Annotated in this window: 16 protein-coding genes; 3 read left to right on the top strand and 13 right to left on the bottom strand. The window is 51.7% G+C overall.

Going from position 1 to position 20,086, the window contains the following annotated elements:
* Positions 1 to 127 precede the first annotated feature (127 nt).
* Together ACFVRY_RS23400 and ACFVRY_RS23395 are read left to right on the top strand one after the other, a co-directional pair.
* Positions 128 to 376, top strand: a complete 249-nt coding sequence (locus ACFVRY_RS23400; protein WP_066379169.1) for a DUF2164 domain-containing protein — start codon at positions 128 to 130, stop codon at positions 374 to 376.
* 36 nt (positions 377 to 412) lie between these two features.
* Positions 413 to 961 (top strand): GNAT family N-acetyltransferase, encoded by a 549-nt coding sequence (locus ACFVRY_RS23395; RefSeq protein WP_387502694.1) that lies wholly within the window; start codon positions 413 to 415, stop codon positions 959 to 961.
* Positions 962 to 1,034: 73 nt separating this feature from the next.
* On the opposite strand, the gene ACFVRY_RS23390 is transcribed toward ACFVRY_RS23395, so the two are convergent.
* The 7 genes from ACFVRY_RS23390 to ACFVRY_RS23360 all read right to left on the bottom strand — a co-directional run bounded on the left by ACFVRY_RS23390 (position 1,035) and on the right by ACFVRY_RS23360 (position 10,936).
* Complete coding sequence (locus tag ACFVRY_RS23390) at positions 1,035 to 1,565, bottom strand: GNAT family N-acetyltransferase (protein ID WP_387502693.1); 531 nt, start codon at positions 1,563 to 1,565, stop codon at positions 1,035 to 1,037.
* 63 nt (positions 1,566 to 1,628) lie between these two features.
* Positions 1,629 to 2,855, bottom strand: coding sequence for an MFS transporter (locus tag ACFVRY_RS23385; protein WP_387502692.1), 1,227 nt, complete (start codon positions 2,853 to 2,855; stop codon positions 1,629 to 1,631).
* A 416-nt stretch (positions 2,856 to 3,271) separates the two neighbouring features.
* Positions 3,272 to 4,099 (bottom strand): formate/nitrite transporter family protein, encoded by an 828-nt coding sequence (locus tag ACFVRY_RS23380; RefSeq protein ID WP_387502691.1) that lies wholly within the window; start codon positions 4,097 to 4,099, stop codon positions 3,272 to 3,274.
* A 193-nt stretch (positions 4,100 to 4,292) separates the two neighbouring features.
* Positions 4,293 to 5,657, bottom strand: coding sequence for an FAD-dependent oxidoreductase (locus tag ACFVRY_RS23375; RefSeq protein WP_387502690.1), 1,365 nt, complete (start codon positions 5,655 to 5,657; stop codon positions 4,293 to 4,295).
* A gap of 298 nt (positions 5,658 to 5,955) precedes the next feature.
* Positions 5,956 to 7,587, bottom strand: a complete 1,632-nt coding sequence (locus ACFVRY_RS23370; protein WP_387502689.1) for a formate--tetrahydrofolate ligase — start codon at positions 7,585 to 7,587, stop codon at positions 5,956 to 5,958.
* 229 nt (positions 7,588 to 7,816) lie between these two features.
* Positions 7,817 to 8,293: a glutathione peroxidase gene (locus ACFVRY_RS23365; protein WP_066379192.1), complete on the bottom strand. Its 477-nt coding sequence runs from the start codon at positions 8,291 to 8,293 to the stop codon at positions 7,817 to 7,819.
* A 177-nt stretch (positions 8,294 to 8,470) separates the two neighbouring features.
* Positions 8,471 to 10,936 (bottom strand): glycoside hydrolase family 38 N-terminal domain-containing protein, encoded by a 2,466-nt coding sequence (locus ACFVRY_RS23360; protein WP_387502688.1) that lies wholly within the window; start codon positions 10,934 to 10,936, stop codon positions 8,471 to 8,473.
* A gap of 212 nt (positions 10,937 to 11,148) precedes the next feature.
* Between ACFVRY_RS23360 and ACFVRY_RS23355 the strand changes: the two genes are divergently transcribed.
* Positions 11,149 to 11,997 (top strand): AraC family transcriptional regulator, encoded by an 849-nt coding sequence (locus tag ACFVRY_RS23355; protein ID WP_387502687.1) that lies wholly within the window; start codon positions 11,149 to 11,151, stop codon positions 11,995 to 11,997.
* 750 nt (positions 11,998 to 12,747) lie between these two features.
* On the opposite strand, the gene ACFVRY_RS23350 is transcribed toward ACFVRY_RS23355, so the two are convergent.
* The 6 genes from ACFVRY_RS23350 to ACFVRY_RS23325 all read right to left on the bottom strand — a co-directional run bounded on the left by ACFVRY_RS23350 (position 12,748) and on the right by ACFVRY_RS23325 (position 20,062).
* Positions 12,748 to 13,623 carry a M15 family metallopeptidase gene (locus tag ACFVRY_RS23350; protein WP_387502686.1) on the bottom strand — a complete coding sequence of 292 codons (876 nt, stop codon included), beginning with the start codon at positions 13,621 to 13,623 and terminating at the stop codon, positions 12,748 to 12,750.
* Positions 13,624 to 13,810: 187 nt separating this feature from the next.
* Positions 13,811 to 15,670, bottom strand: coding sequence for a DEAD/DEAH box helicase (locus ACFVRY_RS23345; protein WP_387502685.1), 1,860 nt, complete (start codon positions 15,668 to 15,670; stop codon positions 13,811 to 13,813).
* Between the two features lie 613 nt (positions 15,671 to 16,283).
* Positions 16,284 to 17,954, bottom strand: coding sequence for an AarF/UbiB family protein (locus ACFVRY_RS23340; RefSeq protein ID WP_387502684.1), 1,671 nt, complete (start codon positions 17,952 to 17,954; stop codon positions 16,284 to 16,286).
* A complete protein-coding gene (locus tag ACFVRY_RS23335; RefSeq protein WP_387502683.1) occupies positions 17,955 to 18,302 on the bottom strand; it encodes a phasin family protein in 348 nt (115 codons plus the stop codon).
* 105 nt (positions 18,303 to 18,407) lie between these two features.
* Entirely contained in the window at positions 18,408 to 19,046 is a 639-nt protein-coding gene (locus tag ACFVRY_RS23330; protein ID WP_066379228.1) for a ThuA domain-containing protein, read from the bottom strand.
* Positions 19,047 to 19,249: 203 nt separating this feature from the next.
* Complete coding sequence (locus tag ACFVRY_RS23325) at positions 19,250 to 20,062, bottom strand: uroporphyrinogen-III synthase (RefSeq protein ID WP_387502682.1); 813 nt, start codon at positions 20,060 to 20,062, stop codon at positions 19,250 to 19,252.
* Between the last annotated feature and the right edge of the window lie 24 nt (positions 20,063 to 20,086).

The raw sequence follows: 20,086 nt of genomic DNA, 5'->3' as shown, positions 1-20,086 counted from the left end.
AGGGGACCGGGTTCCGAATGCTTTCTTCCGGTACCTATGAATCTTTTGACTTCACTCCCGGCGATAGAGTAGCATGAGAGCATAGAGCCTTTTTACCTTAATTTACATCTAAAAGGGGGATTCACCTGTGAAAGTCATTAAGCTGCCCAAGGAGCAGCGGGAGCTTCTTGTAGAGCATATCCGCAGCCACTTTGAGGCTGAACGCGGCGAGACCATCGGTCACCTAGCCGCAGACAATCTGCTCGACTTCTTCCTGCAAGAACTGGGCCCTTCCATCTATAATGAAGCGCTCAAAGATTGCCGTGGCCTGGTGGGCCAGCGGATGCAGTCGCTGGAAGAGGACATTTATGCGCTGGAATGGAAACAGCGCAGATAGACAGATTAGGCCATGGGCTGCAAAGGAGGCTGCGACTTGTTTAATTACGTTATAGACGAAGAACTTATGCTCAAACCACTGGCTCCGGAGCATGCCCGCCCGATGTTTCAACTGGTGGATCGCTCACGGGAGCGGCTTAGACAATGGCTGCCATGGGTTGACGGCGTCACGGAGCAGGCACATATCGCCAGCTTCATTAAGAATGCCATGAAGCTGGGCGGCGACAACGGAGGCTTCTCAGCAGGATTGTGGGTGCAGGGCGAACTTGCTGGCGTGATTGGCTATCATGAGATCGACTGGCATAATCGTTCCGTCGGTATCGGTTACTGGCTGGGCGAAGGCTACGAAGGCAAAGGGTATATGACCAGTGCTGTACGGGTATTCGTCGACTACGCGCTGCTAGAGATGGAGCTAAATCGTATAGAAATCCGCTGTGCCACAGGCAATGCCCCTAGCCGCGCCATTCCTGAGCGGCTGGGCTTTGTGCTGGAAGGTGTAATTCGCCAGGCAGAAAAGCTGCCGGACGACTACGTGAACCACGCCGTGTATGGCCTGCTACGTAGTGAGTGGCAGCTACTGGGCTAGCCATAAATCCTAGCCTTATGTCTCAACCAAGCAACCCGTTCTCCTTACACAATGGATAACGGGTTGCTTGGATTTAGGCGCTACCTGTCTCTTCTTTCTGCCCTCCGGTCAGCATAAGGCCCATAAAGATTTCATCGACATAATAGCCTCCGAGATAAAATTCTTCCCGCAACCGTCCCTCCTCCTGAAATCCACAGGATCGGTAGAAGGTCAGTGCCACCTCATTACTTGCAAGCACACGCAGGCGAAGCTTGCGGATGCCGTAATCCCTGACATGCCTTTTGACGGCTTCCACCAATTGACGTCCAATACCGGATCGCCGAAACTCCGGATGGACAGCAATATTAATCTCACAGACATGCCTGTGGCTCTTCATCGGGCTGGGACTGCCAAAACCGACATACCCGCACAGCCTGCCATGATCCAAGGCCAATAGCTGAGAGCCAGGTGGTGAATGCTGCAAATAATCCTCCCGCGAACGCCATTTCAAAGGTCCCGGTGTTGTCTCCTCGGTCCAGACGAGATGATCCAGCACAATCAGATCACCTGCATCCCTGATCTCCGAGGGCCGGATCATCAGTGCGCCGCCATCCATTCGTTGCATAAGATACCCCCTTGCCCCACACTTTGGAATATATATCAGGCCGATGGTCATCTATGAGAAGGCCTAAGTTGATACGGTCGCCTGGTCCGCCGAGCCGCGCCGGCGATTGATATAGGCATGAATAATGAAGAACAGGGTGGACAACACCGCCATGGCACACGCCAGCCAGGCGGTAGGCGACAATCCCCCACTGTCATACAAGCTACCCATGAAATAGGGGCCGATAACTCTGCCGATGGCTCCAATGCCTCCGCTAAGCCCCAGGTAGAACGGGGCACTGCGGTTCGCATGTTCGGTGATGAAAGCCGGCATAGCCGGAGAGATTAGCATTTCACCGAACGTGGTCAACACCATGGCCAGAATCAGGCCGGGGTAACTCTGCACGCCCAAGATCACGGCATAACCGCTCAAATAGAGCAGTGCGCTGACCGTCATTTGGGCCGTGGAGTCTTTGGCGAACCAGCGTTTCAGCAGACTGATCACAGGCTGAGCAGCAAAGATCAGAATGCCGTTTAGCGTCCAAAGGAAGCCATACGCTTTCTTGGGCCAGTCTTCCGAGATAATAAACGGTGACACACCCGTGTTCCAAATGGAGTTGCCGACCAGCAGGAACAGCGAAGCTACCGACATATAGAGGTAGATTCTTGTATTACCCATCAGCAGCCAGCCGGACTGACTGCGGGGCTGATGTTTTTTATAATCCGTTCCCTCTGCCTCCGGTCCCGTTCCGACTCGCCGCAGATATATGAAGAAGAAAACGGCAAATACAGCTGAGGTCACACCGTTCATCACAAAGCTCAGCATGTAGGAGATATCAGCGAGAAAACCGCTCAAGGCCGTACCCAGCGCCACCCCTATATTATTGGCAACGTAGACTATGTTAAACAGCTCACCCCGCTGCTTGGCAAAACGAAAGCCAATAAAGGCCTGAATGGCCGGGAGTGACAACGAATTGAATAGTCCCACAAATCCCATTACAATCATGAAAATTGTCCAATTGTGACTGGCGGCCGGAAGAGTGAACAACGCAAGGGCGTTCATGGCGAGCGCTCCAACGATCAGGCGGTTCACGCCAACTTTATGGTACAGGGAGCCACCCAGCAGTTGACCAGCAATCCCTCCCAGGGATTGAATCAGAATGACCAGACCGGCGTCCTTCATGCTACGACCGAGCTCATCGAATACATACATGGTCACGAGCGGCCACATCAACGCACTTCCTGTCGCATTGATCAGGCTGGCAATCAGAAATACTTTTACTTCCTTAGGATAAGCAGATAAAAACCTCATAACTAGTGTACATCCTCTGTAAGTTTGGTGTCGTCAATTCCATCCAGTATCCTCCCATCAGTGGCTGTAGGGCAAGTATGTACACTGCCGCTTTGTCGCATCGTCGCAATATTTCATTAAAGTGAATAAAGTCAATGGAATGACACTTCTTCATGGTCTGAAAATCAGTTCTCGAAGCGCGATTGAATGACCCTGATTCACCCCTGTATTCCCAGGGTAATAGACCCTAAGAAACACTCCCTACTAGAATCGCCGTGCATTTCGATTTCGTTCCCCCGAGTCGAGAACGCGGCGAATTTTTGTTGTGTCATGGTATAAAAAAACACTCCCCGTGGACACCGGCCTGTAATCTGACTTCAGGACCTGCGTACCCCAGAGAATGTCTGTTCATCAACATAGCCCGATGGGTCTACGTATTAAGCATGTTTCTTCGCACTGGCGACAGACATGCTGTCCACCGCTTGCACCGCCGTAGGTGCCTTGCGCAAGTAAGCTGCCCAATAGGCTGCTGCTACAAAGATCGCCCCACCTGTCAGATTACCCAGCCAGACCGGAATAAAGTTCATTAAATACTCGTACCAGGAATAGTGTCCCTCAAAGATCGCCGCCGGAATGAGGAACATATTGGCTACAACGTGCTGGAAGCCGATGGCTACGAACGCCATGGTCGGAAACCAGATGCCGAGGATTTTGCCACTGAAACTGTCTGCCCCGTAGGAAAGCCATACTGCCAAGGCGACGAGCCAGTTACAGCCGATACCAGATACGAAAGCCGGGAGGAATCCAGCTTCAAGCTTATGTCCCGCCATATCCACCAGTTTGGCAAGGTAGACTCCGTCTGACGTTAGCCCCGCGACATGCCCGAAGAAATAGGCAACGAACAAGGCCCCTGCCAAGTTACTCAGTGTGATCAACGTTAAGTTCTTGACGACTTCCTTGAATGAAATCTTCTTCGCCATAAAGGCTAGCGGCACCGCCATCATATTGCCTGTTAATAGTTCCGCTCCTGCCAGTAGCACAAGAATCAGACCTACCGGGAAGACTGCTGCCCCGATAAAATTAGCAATAGAGCCCCATTCTTTGGGAGCGGAGGCAATCACGCGGATATCCAGTAAAAACCCGAGGGCGATAAAGGCACCGCCCAGGAAGCCAAGTATAAGGACGGTACTCAGCGGATTGTGCGCCTTCTTGATTCCGTTCTCCACCGTTGCTTCAGCAATTTGCTGAGGTTTGTTATAAGCCATGGTTCGTATCCCCTTTTAATACTTTAAATTTGTTCCTTTATGCCATTGTAGCGTGTCATATAAGACATTAACGTGATAATAATCACTACTGCAAAAGACAAGTGAAAATTTTCACTGACATGTCATAATTAGCGTTTGGACATGCAAAAAAACCGAAGCCAGTACTCTGGCTCCGGTCTGCATGATGATAATTTTATACTAGTGCGGTTTCCTTTACAGGCAGGGTTTGCTGCAATGCCTGCAGTCCGGCAGTATTCAAGAAATTCCACGGCTTGTTGTAGTGCGGCTGGAAGAAGAAATCTATAAAGGCCAGCTGATCCACCGTCATCTTATTCTGGATGCAGACCGAGATCGTATTAATGGATTGTGTCAAATCCATCTTGGACATAATCTGCGCACCCAGGATGCGGCGTGTTGCACGTTCAAATACTACTTTGAGCTGCACTTGCTCGAATGTCGGCATGAACTCCGGACGGTAGTTGTCAGTAATCATAACGCTATCTACTTCCATGCCTTCACCCCTGGCAGCTTCCTCCGTCAGTCCCGTTCCAGCAATATTGTCTTCATAGATCTTGATGCCGGATGTTCCTTGCGTGCCCATGTAGGGAATCGTTTGGGCGACAAGATTACGGGCCACCAGGGTGCCCATCCGCACAGCGTTAGTCGCTAGTGGAATGTAGGCATTTTTACCGGTTGGGTTATAGTGAATCGCGCAGCTGTCGCCAGCGGCGAAGACATCCGGCGCACTAGTCTCCATATAGTTGTTCACAATGATCGCGCCGTTCGGCAGCATCTCAACCTGATTTTTCAACAGTTCCGTATTCGGACGGAAACCGATGCAGAGAATTACCAGCTCGGTCTCATGCTCCCCTTTGCTAGTGATAACCTTGGTAATCTTACCATTCTCGCCGGCAAAAGAGCTGACCTTCTCACCAAGCGCCAAGGTGATACCGTGATCCTTCAGCGACTGCTCGGTAGGAGCAGTGAATTCTTCGTCCAGGTATTTGCTCAAAATCCGCTCTTCCCCGTCGATCAAGGTTACTTGTTTTCCGTTCATCTGAAACGCCTCAACCAGCTCTACTCCGATATATCCGGCGCCAACTACCGTAATCCGGTTCACTTGTTGGGCTCTTTCAATGATAGTGTTGGAGTGATTGTAATTCTTCGAGAGCAGAATACCGTCCAAATCCATGCCTTCCAGCTTCGGAACAATCGGCCACGATCCGGTGGTCATGATCAGCTTGTCATAGGTATCATCAAATTCCTGTCCGTTCGCAAGGTTGCGGGCCCGGAGTGTCTTGGCTTTGGTATCCACCGCAATCACTTCGTGACGCATGTTCGTCTTCACCCCAAGCTCAGCGAGCTTCTCAGGCGAGGAATAGAACAGTCCTTGAGGGTCTTTAACAACACCACCTACATAAAGGGCAATCCCGCAAGAAAGGAACGAAATGTTGTCGTTGCGCTCATACACCGTAATCTCAGCGTCAGGATAAAGCTGGGCTGTATTAACGATGGCTGCGGTTCCGGCATGGGTACATCCAATGACTGCTACTTTCATGATTTCTTCCTCCTCCAATTTGAAAAGCTTATATATTATTTATTTGTGATTTATTTCACTTTATGGACTGATTATATTGTGATTTTTATCACATTTCAAGCCTTTTTCTGCAATTCCTTAAATTGTTCACAATTTTAAGTATTTTGTGTCCGCTTCCTGCTGAATTGCGGTTACCTTTAGTTTCTCCATGATACAGAGCCGTTATGACCTTCAAACCAAGCCTATAAATGCATAAAGCCCCAAGCCTTACCGTCCATACAGACAAGTAAAGCCCGGGGCTATAGATACATTCCAATCTTTATTCTAATCCGTGTATCTCGCCATCCTCATCGACTCGTAGCCCTTCGGCTGCCGGTCGTGCTGGAAGACCTGGCATAGTCACGATGTTGCCAGTAATAACTACAGCAAACCCGGCACCTAGTGAGAGTGTGATGTCACGCACGCCCATAGTAAAGCCTTCGGGTGCGCCAAGAAGCTTGGCCTGATCGGAGAAAGAATACGGCGTCTTAGCCATGCATACTTGCAGCTCATTCAGACCCAGTCGATCAATCACAGCCAGGCTGCGCTTGGCTGCGGGAGAGAAGTTCACCTCTGCACCACGGTAGATTTCCCGCACGATAGTGGTGATTTTGTCCGTAATATCAAGGTTATCCCCATACAAAGGCTCAAAATCAGCACTATCTTCCTCTAGTACTTGCAGCAGTTTACTCGCCAGTTCCAGACCGCCGGCTCCGCCCTCCGCCCATACCTTGGATACGGCAGACGGCACCTTCAGGCGCCCGCAAGCTGCCTGGATCGCCTCGATCTCGGCCGGGCTATCGCCGGCAAAATGATTGATTGCCACAACAACGGGCACGCCGAACTTGCCCAGGTTCTCAATATGACGTTCCATGTTAGGGATGCCTTCCAGCAAGGCTGTTTGATTCTCAGACCCGAGCTCACTCTTGGCAACACCGCCGTTGTATTTCAGGGACTTCACGGTAACCACCAGTACGGCTGCGGCAGGGGTTAATCCAGCTTGACGGCATTTAATGTCCATGAATTTCTCAGCTCCAAGATCAGCGCCAAAACCGGCTTCCGTGACAACAAGATCACCCAGCTTCAGCGCATAGCGAGTACCTATAACACTGCTGCAGCCATGAGCAATATTCGCAAAAGGCCCACCATGCACGATAACCGGCGTGCCTTCCAGCGTCTGCACCAGATTCGGCTTCACCGCTTCCTTCAGCAGGGCTGCCATGGCCTCCACCGCACCCAGCTCCTGTGCTGTGACTGGCTGACCGAGATGGTTATATCCAACAAGAATCCGGCCCAGCCGTTTCTTAAGATCAGACAAATCATCACAAAGGCAGAGCACGGCCATAATCTCTGAAGCTGTAGTAATCTGAAAGCCAGTCTCCCGGACGGTACCGTTGCCGTCCCCGAGACCAGTTACAATGCTCCGCAGACTGCGATCGTTCATATCCATGACGCGCTTCCATACGATTCGCTGAGGATCTAGATCCAGCGTATTGCCATGGAAGATATGATTGTCGATCATAGCAGATAATAAGTTATGCGCAGAGGTCACCGCATGAATGTCTCCGGTAAAATGGAGGTTTATCTCGTCCGCCGGGATAATCTGTGATTGGCCCCCACCAGTAGCTCCGCCCTTCATGCCCAGGCAAGGCCCCAGCGAAGGTTCGCGCAGCGCAGCTACTGTCTTTACTCCAGAAGCGTTCAGTGCCTGAGCGAGACCAATTGTTGTCAGCGTCTTACCTTCTCCAGCCGGCGTGGGATTGACCGCCGTCACCAGAACGAGCTTCCCGTCTGGACGGTGCCTGAGCTCCTCCCAGAGCGAAGGCGCCAGCTTACTTTTATATTTACCATACAGCTCCAGATGTTGTTCACCAATTCCTGCTTCTGCTGCTACTTCCGTAATCAATTTCATGCCGTGTACAGAACCCTCCTGCCAATTATTATTCTGAAATCTTCCCTGCTTTATGCGAATTATTGTTATGTATCATTGCTACTAAAGAATACAAGGTCTATGAAAAGCGTCAAGGATTATTTTCACACTTCAGTGATCTCTACAAGGCTAAATAGACAAACTCCCGGACAACAGCTAAAAGCCGTGTCCGGGAGAAAATGTGATTCCTAATTTTCTTGCTTACTGAAGATTATAACAAGGACTCGATGCTGTCCTTCATCGTCTCAGGCGATTCTTTCGGCTCAACGCGAGCGGTCACATTGCCGCTACGGTCGACGAGGAATTTGGTGAAATTCCACTGGATGTCACTGCTCTCGCCTTCACCTGGTTGCTGTTCCTTCAAATATTCGAAGAGTTGGCTGGCTTCTGGTCCATTAACATCTACCTTGGCAAATACCGGGAAGGACACGCCATAGTTAATCTGGCAGAATTCCGCTGCCTCTTCACTAGTTCCTGGCTCTTGTCCCGCAAACTGATTGCAGGGAAAGCCCAAAACTACTAATCCTTGTTCTCCATACTGCTCGTACAACTTTTGAAGCTCTCCATATTGCGGAGTCAGCCCGCATTTGCTGGCCGTATTGGCAATCAGCAGCACCTTGCCTTCATATTCCGTTAACGGTACTTCCTTGCCCGCTGGCGTAACCCCCGCAAAACTGTAGATCGACATTGTGCTACCATCCTCTCAAAATTCATTAGTTTTCTATATTTTACTCCTATTCCGGTCCGAATACAAAAGTACGTCCTATACACCCTAGATTGTGTATCCGATCACTATAATCCATCGGCAAATAAAAGCCGCCGAGCGATCCATAAGGACCGTCCGGCGGCTGGCACAGCCAATACATTATCGTTCGCAGAGCGGAATCTCCTCGAGGATGCCTGAAGCAGGCTGAATGCGGAATGTCTTGAATTCAAATCCCTTCAGGCTGACTTCGCTGCGGATGCCAAGCGCAGGGATACTGACGGTGGTGGAACCACCGGAGCCCGTCGGCTCGAACAGCCTCAAAATGTAGCCGTCGCCTTGCTCCTCTTTCTTGAAAGCGCTGAGCTGGATACGTTCATCTTCCAGTACGATAAAGGAGTCCATCGGCCCGCCCTCCCCTGACGGGAAGAATGACAATGCGTAAGGGCGTTCGTTATGACCCAGCGCTTCCCGGTCCACCCGGTCTCTGCGATCTGCAAGCTCTCCCGCATTCAGCCAGAAGATGTAGCTGCGTTCACCCTGATCCATCCGCGGCTGGAAACGATCCTGGACCATAATCGGACGGTCTCCGATTGGATGAGCACAGTATCCTGCGCCCCGCAATAGCGACAGACGAGCTTCGCCTTGACGGAAATCTCCGCCGTAGATCCCGTTATTGATACAAGTAACCGCCATATTCTGCGCTGCATCTTCCACTGCAATCCACTTCTGGGCCACCGTCTCATTACCCTCCCGATCCAGCGGATTGACCCCAAAGGCTGTCTGGCCAAGGAAGTCCCCTTGCTCCAGAACCGTAGGGATGGACAGCTTGAGCATCTTGTCCTTCTCGTTCCAGTAGACACGCAGCTCGATTTCAATCTCCGTCCCCTGCTTCGGAAGCTTATAGAGCTGACAAATGCGGGAATTGCCGTATGTCAGCACCGATTCAATCACCGTGCGTACCGCCCCATCTTCAATGACCCGTACTGCCGGAAGTGGATTCTTGACCCCGGAGAATACACCACTCTCTTCTTCAGTCATCAATTCAAACCTGCCTTCTACAGGGCCAAAAGCAATGGTGTCCATTCTCCATGGATCTTCATTGTCCTCAAACACCAAAGCTGCAAATGCATCCTTACGCAGGTACGAAACGCCCTTGACGGAGTATTCATCCATCCGCCCTGTTGCAGCATTTATGACTACCCGCAGATCCGCCGTTTCAAACCGGAAGGCCCCGTCCCGCTCTTTAAGCTGCGGAAGCGGCTTCTCCGCCAACATCTTAATCCGGGCGTCAAAGCGGTTCATCGAAGAAGGAGCAAGCTCGGCCTCAAAGACCACTCTTTTTCGCCAGTCCAAATTCAAGTTACTGAGCTCCTTTTCCGGCTGACACGGGAGCAATTGTCCATCTCTGTATACTTGAGGCATAGAGAACTCTTCATTCCAGTTCTGGTCCTCCAGCATAAATTCACACTCAAAAATGCCCTTCACCGGGAACGGATGCGGATTATAGATCAGGATCGGATATTCTTTCAGCGCCGCCTTGGGCTGGCCCGAAGCCAGTGCGAAGAAGGCTCTGGCCTTCAAACGTGCCACGATCTCAAGCCCATGGTCAATCTGCCGCAGCGAAGCCTCTTCCGCCGGTTGTATTGATGTTCCAGGCAGGATGTCATGGAACTGAGCAGTGAGCAGATCACACAACGCTTCATACAGATCGTTAGAAGGATACGACAGCAAGCCTTGAAGCGCCGCTACTGACAGCATTTTCTCCGTCATAAACAGCTCATTCTCCAATTGACGGTGCTTCTGCTTAATGCGAATCATGGAGGTGTAGCAGCCCACAAACCGGGGATTGAGATCGCCCGCAAAGGCCGGCAGCTCCGCCGCTCGCAAATCCTCGAAATACGCTTCCGGCGTGGAGTGAATAATCTCGAAATCTTTCCGCTCCGCGATCAGCTCTCCGATCTGGGCCAAGTCAATTCGGGATGGACCGCCGCCGTGGTTGCCTACTCCCCAGAGCACAAGTCCTGTGTCCCGGTCTTCGTGATCACTCAGCCAGCGCTCGATCTTCTCACGGGTTTTGCCCATATTGGTGTTATAGCCGCCTTCGATCTTATGGGCCATCACCTTTGAGCCATTATAGCCTTCCCAGATGAAATCTCCCGCTGGAAGGGCATCCATCTCATCAGGACGCATAAAGATATATGAATCATATCCGGCTTGTTCAAGGATCTGCACCAGTCCCCGGGTATGTCCGAACGAATCAAAATTGATCGCAGTTGTCGGCTCCACGCCGAATTTCTCCCGGAAATAGGCTTTGCCCAGCAAGATCTGCCGAACGAAAGATTCCCCGGAAATCATGTTGCAATCAGGCTGCAAATACCAACCACCCATGATCTTCCACTTGCCTTCCTTCACCAGTCGCTGAATACGCGCAAACAGTTTGGGTTCATATTCCTCAATCCATTTATAGAGAATCACTTCATTGTGATTAAAAATATAACCGTCGAATTCCTCGCAAAACTCCGCCGCTGCGCGAAAGGTTGATACAGCTGCTGCCGCCCCTTCCTCCCATTCCCACTGCCATACAGGGTCCAGGTGGGCATTGCTGAGCAAATGCAGTTTTTTCATCTCTTGCCGCCTCCTTAAGTAAGGTCATCTTCTCCCTTCCATTGTGAGGCCGCAGGACGCCTGCGTACATTTCCAAAACACGCGTATATTTGTCCAATTATGATATAATGTATCCAAAAAACAGAAAGAAGTCATAATCCAAAATGGAACTCAACGACTGGAAAAGCGCTCTCCCTCCCGTTTTCAATCGCTTATGCGAAGAAATACAGGTGATGGATGTCATTATTGAATGGGTAGATATCATTTTTGAACAAATAGGCACCGCCAGCAAATGTCCACCCCACGCCCACACCTGGTTTGAATTCAACTATGTGCTGACCGGGCGATTGGATACACATTTCGGCGGAGATTCCATCTGTGTCCAGGCTAGTGAGTTCTTCCTTATCCCCCCGGGCATGGTTCATTCCCATACGTATACTAAGGGTAATCCGCATGAGGGCCTCTGTTTCAGGTGGCGGATTCGGCGTGCAGACAGAGCAGAAGGAAGTTTGCCTGGAGATTCCCTGTACGCACGGTTACTCCGGCTGCAAAAGTGGAAGCCCGGCTCCTACCGTGATGAAGCTGGATTTGGAGCCATGCTGATTCATTTTCTTCGCGAAGCCGCATTAGAGCGTTCGGAGCTTGGGCTTCAGCTCTTGCTTGTCGGACTATTGGAGCAGCTCTGCACCCTTCAACAGTCGATGGAGGGAGAATCAGGATTAACTAGAACCTATCAGGACCCGCTGGTGCGAAAAGTGGAGATTTACTTGGAGGACTATCAGGGCGGTCGCCTGAGCGTCGCGGAATTGGCTGCGTCACTGCATATGAGCTACGGACATCTGTCCCGGCAATACAAGAAGCTTACAGGGCATACCATTGTGGAACGGATGAATCAGATCAGGCTGGAAAAAGCGGCCGAACTGCTTCGCCTGCCAGACGCCCTTGTCTCAGAATCGGCAGAACAAGCCGGCTTTGCCGACCTTAGCTATTTCAGCAGGGCTTTTAAAAAACGCTATGGACAAAGCCCACTGAGCTATCGAAAAGAGCAACTTAGGCTGCCAATAGAAGAAGCTAGGGAATGAGATCACTCGCCTACTGACACCACAATGTGGTGAAATTGAAAGGAATCTCTCACGACGGCTGTAATTCAAGAGATAAACTTTACTAAAACGACGCCAGGACACTGTCCCGAAAGTGAGCTGTCTACGCGCAGTGACGGATTCTTTTTATTTGCAAAAACATAAAAACAATAGAGCAGCGATTCTGCTGTTATTAGACGCTGCTCTGCGTATTGACAGAAGCGTCCCAAAAGCTATGCCATGGTCTATGGGACACTCTTTTTTTCCCTAATGAACAATTGATCTAAGCCTAGAAGGTTGAGGGGGTGGGAAATAGATGCAAATATGCACCTTAATTTCTATCTATATGTTTAATTTAAGGAATTAAGTGAAAAATTGTATGTTAATTCTTATCTTAGTTTGAAAAAGAGCCTTTTTCGTGAATATAAGGTACAATATTGCACTTATTTCGCGAATACAGCGATTTCACCATTAATTAAAGTACCGAATTGCCTTTATTTCAAACCACGGGGCACCTGTTACGGTTACGGTTACGGTTACGGTTACGGTTGTGGTTGTGGTTACGGAGTACAGGGTACAGCGTACCTGTTACGGTTTGCGGGTTACCTCTCACAAGTCACTAGCCAAGACGCACAAGTTAACAGCCTCCGGCCAGCTACCATTATCCATCTCATTAGGTCAGACCATGCAAAAGAGGATGTCCGTAAGCCTATGGCTTATCGGACATCCTCTTCCATCATGCTAGGTCCATGCCTATTGAGACACCGGAACCGCATTATAGTATTCCTCCAGCGTAACGCCGCTCTGTACAATATCAGCCGCTATCTCCTTGCCGACATAACGAATATGCCATGGCTCATACATGTATCCGGTAATGTTCTCCTTGCCCTCTGGATAACGGATGATGTACCCATACTCCGCTGCATGTTCAGCCAGCCATTTGGCTTCTGGCGTACCGGCGAAGCAGCTTTCTGCTGCGCACTTCCCGTCACTGCTCGTCACATCAATAGCTAGTCCGGTCTGATGCTCGCTATGGCCTGGAACAGCGCTGTATCTGCGCGCTTTCTCCTCGCCATCACGTTGGACATAATTGTTGAACAGCCTCACCTGTGTGGATTGGGAACGGTAAGCGGAGACACCCGCCAGATAAATGCCATCTTTCTTCGCACCGGCAAACAAACCTTCCAGTGCCGAAGCCGCTTCCTTACGCATCATCCGTTTCTCAATTTCCTCCTTGAACGTAAACCGCACATTCGGATAGACGAGATCCTCCGGCTTATAGTTGTCCGGCAGTCCGTACTGCTTGTTCACCATCACCGTAATGCTGTCTGGTTCGGCAGCCGTTTGCTCGGAGGAACCGTTCCCCGAAGCAACTGGATCAGTTGAACCCGAAGGTACATCTCCTCCATTTGTGTTACTGTTGCCAGCGTTATCCGGCTTGTCCGATCCTTCATCACCCGGAACCTCCGTCGGCTTAGGCGAAGCCACAGGCTGACCCTGAAGGTTATCCTGTTGATTAGCTGACGCCCCCTGTTCCTCTGAGGCTGAAGGAATCGTATATTTACCGATCCCCCAACCGATAGCAATAACAATGATGAATAAGAACAGGACTCTTACTTTTTTGGACATCTTTCTACTTCTCCCTCCTAAACCCGTTTTCTTCTCTATTAGACCGGCAAACGACCGGAAATGTTTCATGAAGAAGAAATAGACACATCGTAACCTGTTATATTCCCAAAAAAATATTACCATAGTCGCCAGCGTAAACGCCAACTGCACTATGGTAACAAGGTTTACTCACGCCTGTCCATCGCCTTTATCTGGATGAGCCACGTCCGCCTTTACGGCCGCCGGAACTATTGCTACGGCCTCCGCTGCGCGGACCACTACCGCTGTAGCCGCTCTGACCTCCGCTACGTGAGCCACTACCGCTGTAGCCGCTCTGACCTCCGCTGCGTGAGCCATTGCCGCCGTAGCCGCTCCGGCTTCCGCCACGCGAGCCACTGTCGCCGTTGCCGCTCTGGCTTCCGCCACGTGAGCTATTGCCACCGTAGCCGCTCTGGCTTCCGCCACGCGAGCCATTTCCGCCGTTGCCGCTCTGGCTTCCGCCACGCGAGCCATTGCCGCCGTAGCCGCTCCGGCTTCCGCCACGCGAGCCACTGTCGCTGTAGCCGCTCCGGCTTCCGCCACGCGAGCCACTGTCGCTGTAGCCGCTCTGGCTTTCGCCACGCGAGCCACTGTCGCTGTTGCCGCTTTGGCTTCCGCTGCGCGGGCCACTAGCGCTGTAGCCGCTCCTTGGGCCATTGCCGCCTTGGGCGCTGCGGCCCGAGCGGGAGCTGGCTGCCGGCTGTTCCCAGACGGCAGCTTCCTTAGCGCGTCCACGGCCACCGCCGCCTTGACGCGCACCAGCCTCCGCACGCGGCGCTCCGCCGCTGCGGGCTGCCCCACGGCCGCCGGTCTTCGGTCCGCGACCGGCCCGTGCCGATTCGGCACCCTGGCGGCTACCTTGACGGCTTCCTCCGCCCTTTGCAGCAGCGGAGAATTCACCGACGCCGAACTCGTCTTTCTCATAGCGGCGGCGATCAAGCCGCTGCGAGATGCCCTGCTCGATCATGTCGAGGCCTTGATGGTCACGCGGCGAAGCGAAGGTAATCGCCAAGCCCTTGCCACCGGCACGGCCTGTCCGCCCGATCCGGTGAATGTAGCTGTCCACATCCAGCGGCATATCGTAGTTGAAGACATGCGTTACGCCTTCAACATCCAGCCCGCGGGCTGCTACGTCGGTAGCGACAAGAAGCTGTAGCTTGGCGTCGCGGAATCTTTTCATCACCGCTTCACGCTTGGCCTGAGACAAATCGCCATGCAGCTCATCACATTCGTAACCAGCCTGCCGCAAGGTCTCGTTCAGCTTAGATACCCGGCGTTTGGTCCGGCAGAAGATCATCGCCAAATACGGACGGTCCCGCTCGATCAAGGCTTGTAGTGCTTCCTCCTTATTCCGGTCAGAGCATTCCACTACCTGCTGACGGATATTGTCCAGCGGAATCGGGGAACCGCTCTTGATCACGATATCTAGCGGCTCTTTCATATAATTGGCTGCAAGACGCTTAATTGGATCTGGCATAGTTGCCGAGAACAGCATCGTCTGACGGCGGTAAGGCACAGCCGTGATAATGGTCTCAACATCCTCCAGGAAGCCCATATGCAGCATTTGATCTGCCTCGTCCAGAACGAGCATTTTCACCCCACTAAGATCCAGTGTCTCCCGGCGCAAATGGTCCAAGAGACGTCCAGGCGTTCCAATAATCAGGTGTCTACCGCCTTCCAGCTTGCGGAGCTGCTTCTCCACATCTTGGCCACCGTATACAGCGAGGATTTTGACGCCTGTGTGACGCGCCAGCTTGCGTGCCTCTTCTGTAATTTGCAAAGCCAGCTCCCGTGTTGGAGCCAGGATTAACGCCTGCGGATAAGCCCGCTCTACATAGATCTTGTCTAGAATCGGCAGCAGGAACGCAAGTGTCTTCCCTGTTCCTGTCTTAGCCCGCGCAATAACATCCAATCCCTGTACGACTGGCGGAATCGCTTCCTGTTGTACGGGGGTCGGTTGGACAATCCCTTGTCCTTGAAGAAGTCCAGTCAACACCTCTGAAACTCCCAAATCTTTAAAACCCGGCAAATTCTCCACCTCACTGTTTCTACAAAATAATGATGCTTCTCAGCATCTCTTCGCTTCCTAAACTTCAGACCTTCCGCAACATCCCTATTCAAGTAGAAACGGCTTTGCCGTCCTCTAAGGGACGGTATCCGTTTCAGCGAGAAATATAAGGATAATTTATAGTGTAGAACGAATCAATTTCATAATGCGGATTTCAATCCGAATAGGTACGATATCAAGTTGTACCTAAACCATGTACAATTTGATATCGATGATTAGATGCTTACTTATAGATTTATGAAATTGATTCAGAACATATAAATTCTTATATCTCAAACAAAAAGCGGAAGAACTCCGTCACCGGAGCCCTTCCGTCCCAATGTATCCTTGATCACCATAGCGGAGTCGTCAAGGTTCGGTTTCTTAAAGGGCAGCTAGTCACCGGACAGTTCAGACGGCACTCCATTGCTTTATATTCAACACTTTCGTCATGAGAATCCAGCTTAGGCTTAGAAAGTTCCTCTATATTGTACTTGATCCTCAGGCCTTTGTGGTGAAAATGGACAAGAATATTTCCTGATTCATTAGCCGGCTCTATTAATATACCCCAAATGGCAGCCTTTGCTTCAACTCGCTAGAACCTGCCCGATTTGAAAATCGAGAACAGCAGCCACAGGAACATTAGCAGCGCCACCACTGCGCCAATTTCCACCGTAGGGAAATCCCACAGATGGGAAGGATCACCCCGCATCGCCGAGCCGATAATCAGCCCCACCATGATGATGCTAAAGGCCAGCAGCACGATGCTGAAGGACAACCGGTTGCCGATCCGGTCCAACTTACGCTGGAGCGCCTGAAATTCAGGCAGTCCAACCTCAACCTTCAGCTTACCCGAGCTGACCAGCGCTGAGAGCTGACGTGCTTGTGCCGGCAGCTCAATCAGACTCTCGGCGAGGTCTGCTACGCCGTCCCACAGCTTGCGTTGGATCCGGCTACCGGTAAAACGCTCTTTGGCTAGCCGCTTGCCGAAAGGCTCAGCCATCTGGACAATGCTGAAAGAGGGGTCGAGGTTCCCGACGACCCCTTCCATAGTCAGCATCGTCTTGCCCAGTATGGCCAGATCCGGCGGAATCACCAATCGATGTTTGCGGGCAATGCCGAAGAGATCGTTCAGCGCCTTACCGATACTGACCTGATTGAAAGGAACATCATAATATTCATCCCGGAGACGGTCGACATCGTTATGCAGCCCCGCCCGGTCTGCACTCTCTGGAATCACGCCAAGCTTGAGAATGGCCCGCACCATCGCCTCTGTATTCTTGCGCATCAGAGCGATGATTAGCGCAGACAATTGCTCCCGCATCTGATCACTCAGACGGCCAACCATCCCGAAGTCGATCAAAGCCAGCTTCCCGTTCTCCATCAACATCACGTTGCCAGGATGCGGGTCGGCATGGAAGAAGCCGTGAATGAATACCTGGCTCAGCATCGTCTCTACAAGCTGCTGTGCGACCTCCTTGAGCTTGACACCCTTGTCCAACAGCTCCTGACGTCGGTTTAAGGTAATGCCTTCCACGTACTCCATGGTCAGCACCCTTGTTGAAGAGTAGTCCCAATAAATCTCCGGGATGTATACCGCCTCGTGTTGTTCTAGCTGACCCGCTATTTTCTCAGCATTGCGCCCTTCCTGGCTGTAATCCAACTCCGCCAGCAGAGACCTGGAGAACTCATCCGCCATGCGGGACAGGCCATACTGCTTGGCCCAATCCATGCGCCTCTCCGCCAGAGCGCACAGGTCGCGGAGAATCTCCAGGTCACGACTCATCGTCCGCAGCACGCCAGGACGCTGGATTTTGACTGCAACAGTCACCCCATCGTGCAGCACAGCACGGTGAACCTGACCGATGGAAGCAGCGGCAAGCGGTTTATATTCAAAGGATTGAAAAATCTCGTCCACATGCTGGTCCAACTCCTGCTCCACAATGGACCGGGCCGTGTCCGCCGAGAACGGCGGCACATGATCCTGAAGCTTCACCAGCTCCTGAATAATGGAATCGGGCAGCAAATCGGAACGGGTACTGGCGAGCTGGCCCAACTTGACAAAAGTTGGCCCCAAATCCTCCAGCACCCGGCGGATCCGCTCCCCGAGGGTTAGACTTTCATGAACCTCCTGTGTGACCAGACGGCGCGGGAGGGATAGAAGATGATAGAGCCCAAGTTCCTCCACCATATAACCAAAGCCATGACGCATAAGCGCCATGGCAATCGCCCGATAACGTCCAGCATGCCTGATGCGGACCGCCATTTATTCGTTACGCGTTTCCGGTAAGGTTCCTTCCAACCGGGAAATGCCCTCCAGCGCCGCTATGCGATGCTCCAGTCCGGCTATTTTGGCCTCAAGGGCTTCAATATCCTTGTGCGACGGCACCTTCAGGTCGCTCAGTACACGTTGTACTTGTTCTTGTATGGCTGACTTGAATACGCCGCGCTCTTCCTCTCCCCGCTCGATAAGCCGATCCACCAGCGCCTTCGATTCGGAGGGGGCAAGCTCTCCGCGCTTCACAAGATCCTCAACTGCCTTCTCAACTTTTTCCTTGCTGACTATGGTGAGGCCCACTCCTAAAGAGATCGCTTTTTTAAACAAATCACTCATGGCTCTTTCCTCCCAAAGATTGCATTTTGTTGTAAACAGAAGTCATGGTTAAAGTATACCCCACTAAGCAGCCATTTCACAAAAGAGGAACGAGACATTTATTCTTTAGGAAGTATGAGGAATGCGAGCGGCCCAGGTTGCAGCCTGCAAGATTAGCTCCCGGATCGCGGGATGTCGGAACGTAGGCTCATGATGGCCTGGCATCAGATAGACAACTCGTCCTTGACCATAGCGGTGGCACCAGGCAGCAGGCAGCCATTCCCCATCGGCTTCATATTCCAGAAGTACAGTTTTCTCTGTAAAAGGGTCAAATTCGAAGCGGTATGGCTCCTCATCCAGTTCAAAATCTTCAATTCCCTCCGTAATATCATGCTGCTGCACTCGGAACTTCAAGGGACCATAAGGCGGATGGGTGGTGAATTTCCCGCCGATTAGCTGGGCCAGCTCATAGCGCTTTGCCAGCGATACGCCGGTATGCAGAACAATAAGTCCACCGCCACCGCTCACATAACTTAGTAGCCCTGCCGTCTGCTGAGGAGACACCGTCTCATTCCATAATTCGTTATAAGCAATACATAAGTCATAACCGGCCAAATGCTCGCTCAGCAACAGTTTTTTATTCTCTGAACATTGAACTGTCAGCAGTTCATGCAAAATTTCACCGATTTGTTGATCCACTCCCTGCAAGGGATGGAAACGGGGATGGGTGTAGTCACCAAGTAATAGACATTTTCTTTTGTCCATAGGTGCACTCCTCCTTATTATTCGTCTGGTGTAATTGGTATGCGTTTCCTTTATTCTAAAGGAAAACGTTCTGGGATGTCCATTCATAACGGACTTTTCCTATAGATTCGTCCTCCAGTTAGAAAAGCATTTCCACCTTCGATTGCGGCGAAAATGCTCTCTTAATCGGCCTACTGTACGGGCTATCCAGCCCTCTATTCCGCTTAGCGGTTAGCGGCAAGATAGCGACCAAGCTCTACGAACATACTGCCCATACGCTCATGTTCTGGCATGACAATCCGCGTAATCCCCTCTTCTTGAAGTGCAGCAGAGGTGATGCGCCCGACCGACACGGCAAGCACATCATTCTCAAAAGCCTCTCGCAGTGCTTCCAGCTTATCCTTCTCCTTCGCAAATTGAGAGAGAAAACGAAATTGCGGTGCACTGGTAAAAGCCACGGCATCTACCTTGCTGGTCACAATCTCATATAGCAGCCTGTCCAGCTCACCAGGCTCGGGAGGGGTATGGCGGTACGGCAGGATCTGTCGGGTTACGGCTCCGATCGTGTCCAGCCATTCGGTGAGAACGGGTGCTGAATCACCGTGAAGCTGCAGCAGAATGTCCTTGCCCTGCAGATCCAGACTCTCCATGCCCCGGATCAGACCTGTGCTGCTGCCATCATCGTCGCGGGCGACAGGAACCAACCCCCTTTTCTTCAAAGCACTAACTGTTTTATAGCCCCGAGCGGCAATAAGGGATCCGGACAAGACTTCCTGAAAACGTTCCTCCAGACCCATGCTGCCGGCCATGGTGAACAATGCCTCCAGACCGATGCCTGTAGTCAGAATCACTAGATAAGGGGGGCTGGCAATCCAGCCCTCCAGGCCTTCGCGCAGTGCATCATCATCCAGAAATACGGTTCCCTGGGCAGGCCGCAGCAGCGCTGTCCCACCCATATTCTGTACCAGCTTGGTCATTTCCTCCGCCTTACGCGCACCGGCGAGGGCGATGGTGAGACCTTTTAATTGCTCTGCCATGAAATCTGCTCTCTCCTTATCATA

It is taken from the genome of Paenibacillus sp. NPDC057934, from assembly GCF_042887565.1.
Taxonomy (GTDB): domain Bacteria; phylum Bacillota; class Bacilli; order Paenibacillales; family Paenibacillaceae; genus Paenibacillus_AQ.
Note: the sequence above shows the minus strand (reverse complement) of the source record. Positions and strands in the feature narration are given on the sequence as shown.

What these genes read in the sequence shown, in the direction of transcription:
- ACFVRY_RS23390 (WP_387502693.1), bottom strand. Translation starts at nt 1,565, where the DNA reads ATGCAACGAATGGATGGCGGCGCACTGATGATCCGGCCCTCGGAGATC.
- ACFVRY_RS23385 (WP_387502692.1), bottom strand. Translation starts at nt 2,855, where the DNA reads ATGAGGTTTTTATCTGCTTATCCTAAGGAAGTAAAAGTATTTCTGATT.
- ACFVRY_RS23380 (WP_387502691.1), bottom strand. Translation starts at nt 4,099, where the DNA reads ATGGCTTATAACAAACCTCAGCAAATTGCTGAAGCAACGGTGGAGAAC.
- ACFVRY_RS23375 (WP_387502690.1), bottom strand. Translation starts at nt 5,657, where the DNA reads ATGAAAGTAGCAGTCATTGGATGTACCCATGCCGGAACCGCAGCCATC.
- ACFVRY_RS23370 (WP_387502689.1), bottom strand. Translation starts at nt 7,587, where the DNA reads ATGAAATTGATTACGGAAGTAGCAGCAGAAGCAGGAATTGGTGAACAA.
- ACFVRY_RS23365 (WP_066379192.1), bottom strand. Translation starts at nt 8,293, where the DNA reads ATGTCGATCTACAGTTTTGCGGGGGTTACGCCAGCGGGCAAGGAAGTA.
- ACFVRY_RS23360 (WP_387502688.1), bottom strand. Translation starts at nt 10,936, where the DNA reads ATGAAAAAACTGCATTTGCTCAGCAATGCCCACCTGGACCCTGTATGG.
- ACFVRY_RS23355 (WP_387502687.1), top strand. Translation starts at nt 11,149, where the DNA reads ATGGATGTCATTATTGAATGGGTAGATATCATTTTTGAACAAATAGGC.
- ACFVRY_RS23350 (WP_387502686.1), bottom strand. Translation starts at nt 13,623, where the DNA reads ATGTCCAAAAAAGTAAGAGTCCTGTTCTTATTCATCATTGTTATTGCT.
- ACFVRY_RS23340 (WP_387502684.1), bottom strand. Translation starts at nt 17,954, where the DNA reads ATGGCGGTCCGCATCAGGCATGCTGGACGTTATCGGGCGATTGCCATG.
- ACFVRY_RS23335 (WP_387502683.1), bottom strand. Translation starts at nt 18,302, where the DNA reads ATGAGTGATTTGTTTAAAAAAGCGATCTCTTTAGGAGTGGGCCTCACC.
- ACFVRY_RS23330 (WP_066379228.1), bottom strand. Translation starts at nt 19,046, where the DNA reads ATGGACAAAAGAAAATGTCTATTACTTGGTGACTACACCCATCCCCGT.
- ACFVRY_RS23325 (WP_387502682.1), bottom strand. Translation starts at nt 20,062, where the DNA reads ATGGCAGAGCAATTAAAAGGTCTCACCATCGCCCTCGCCGGTGCGCGT.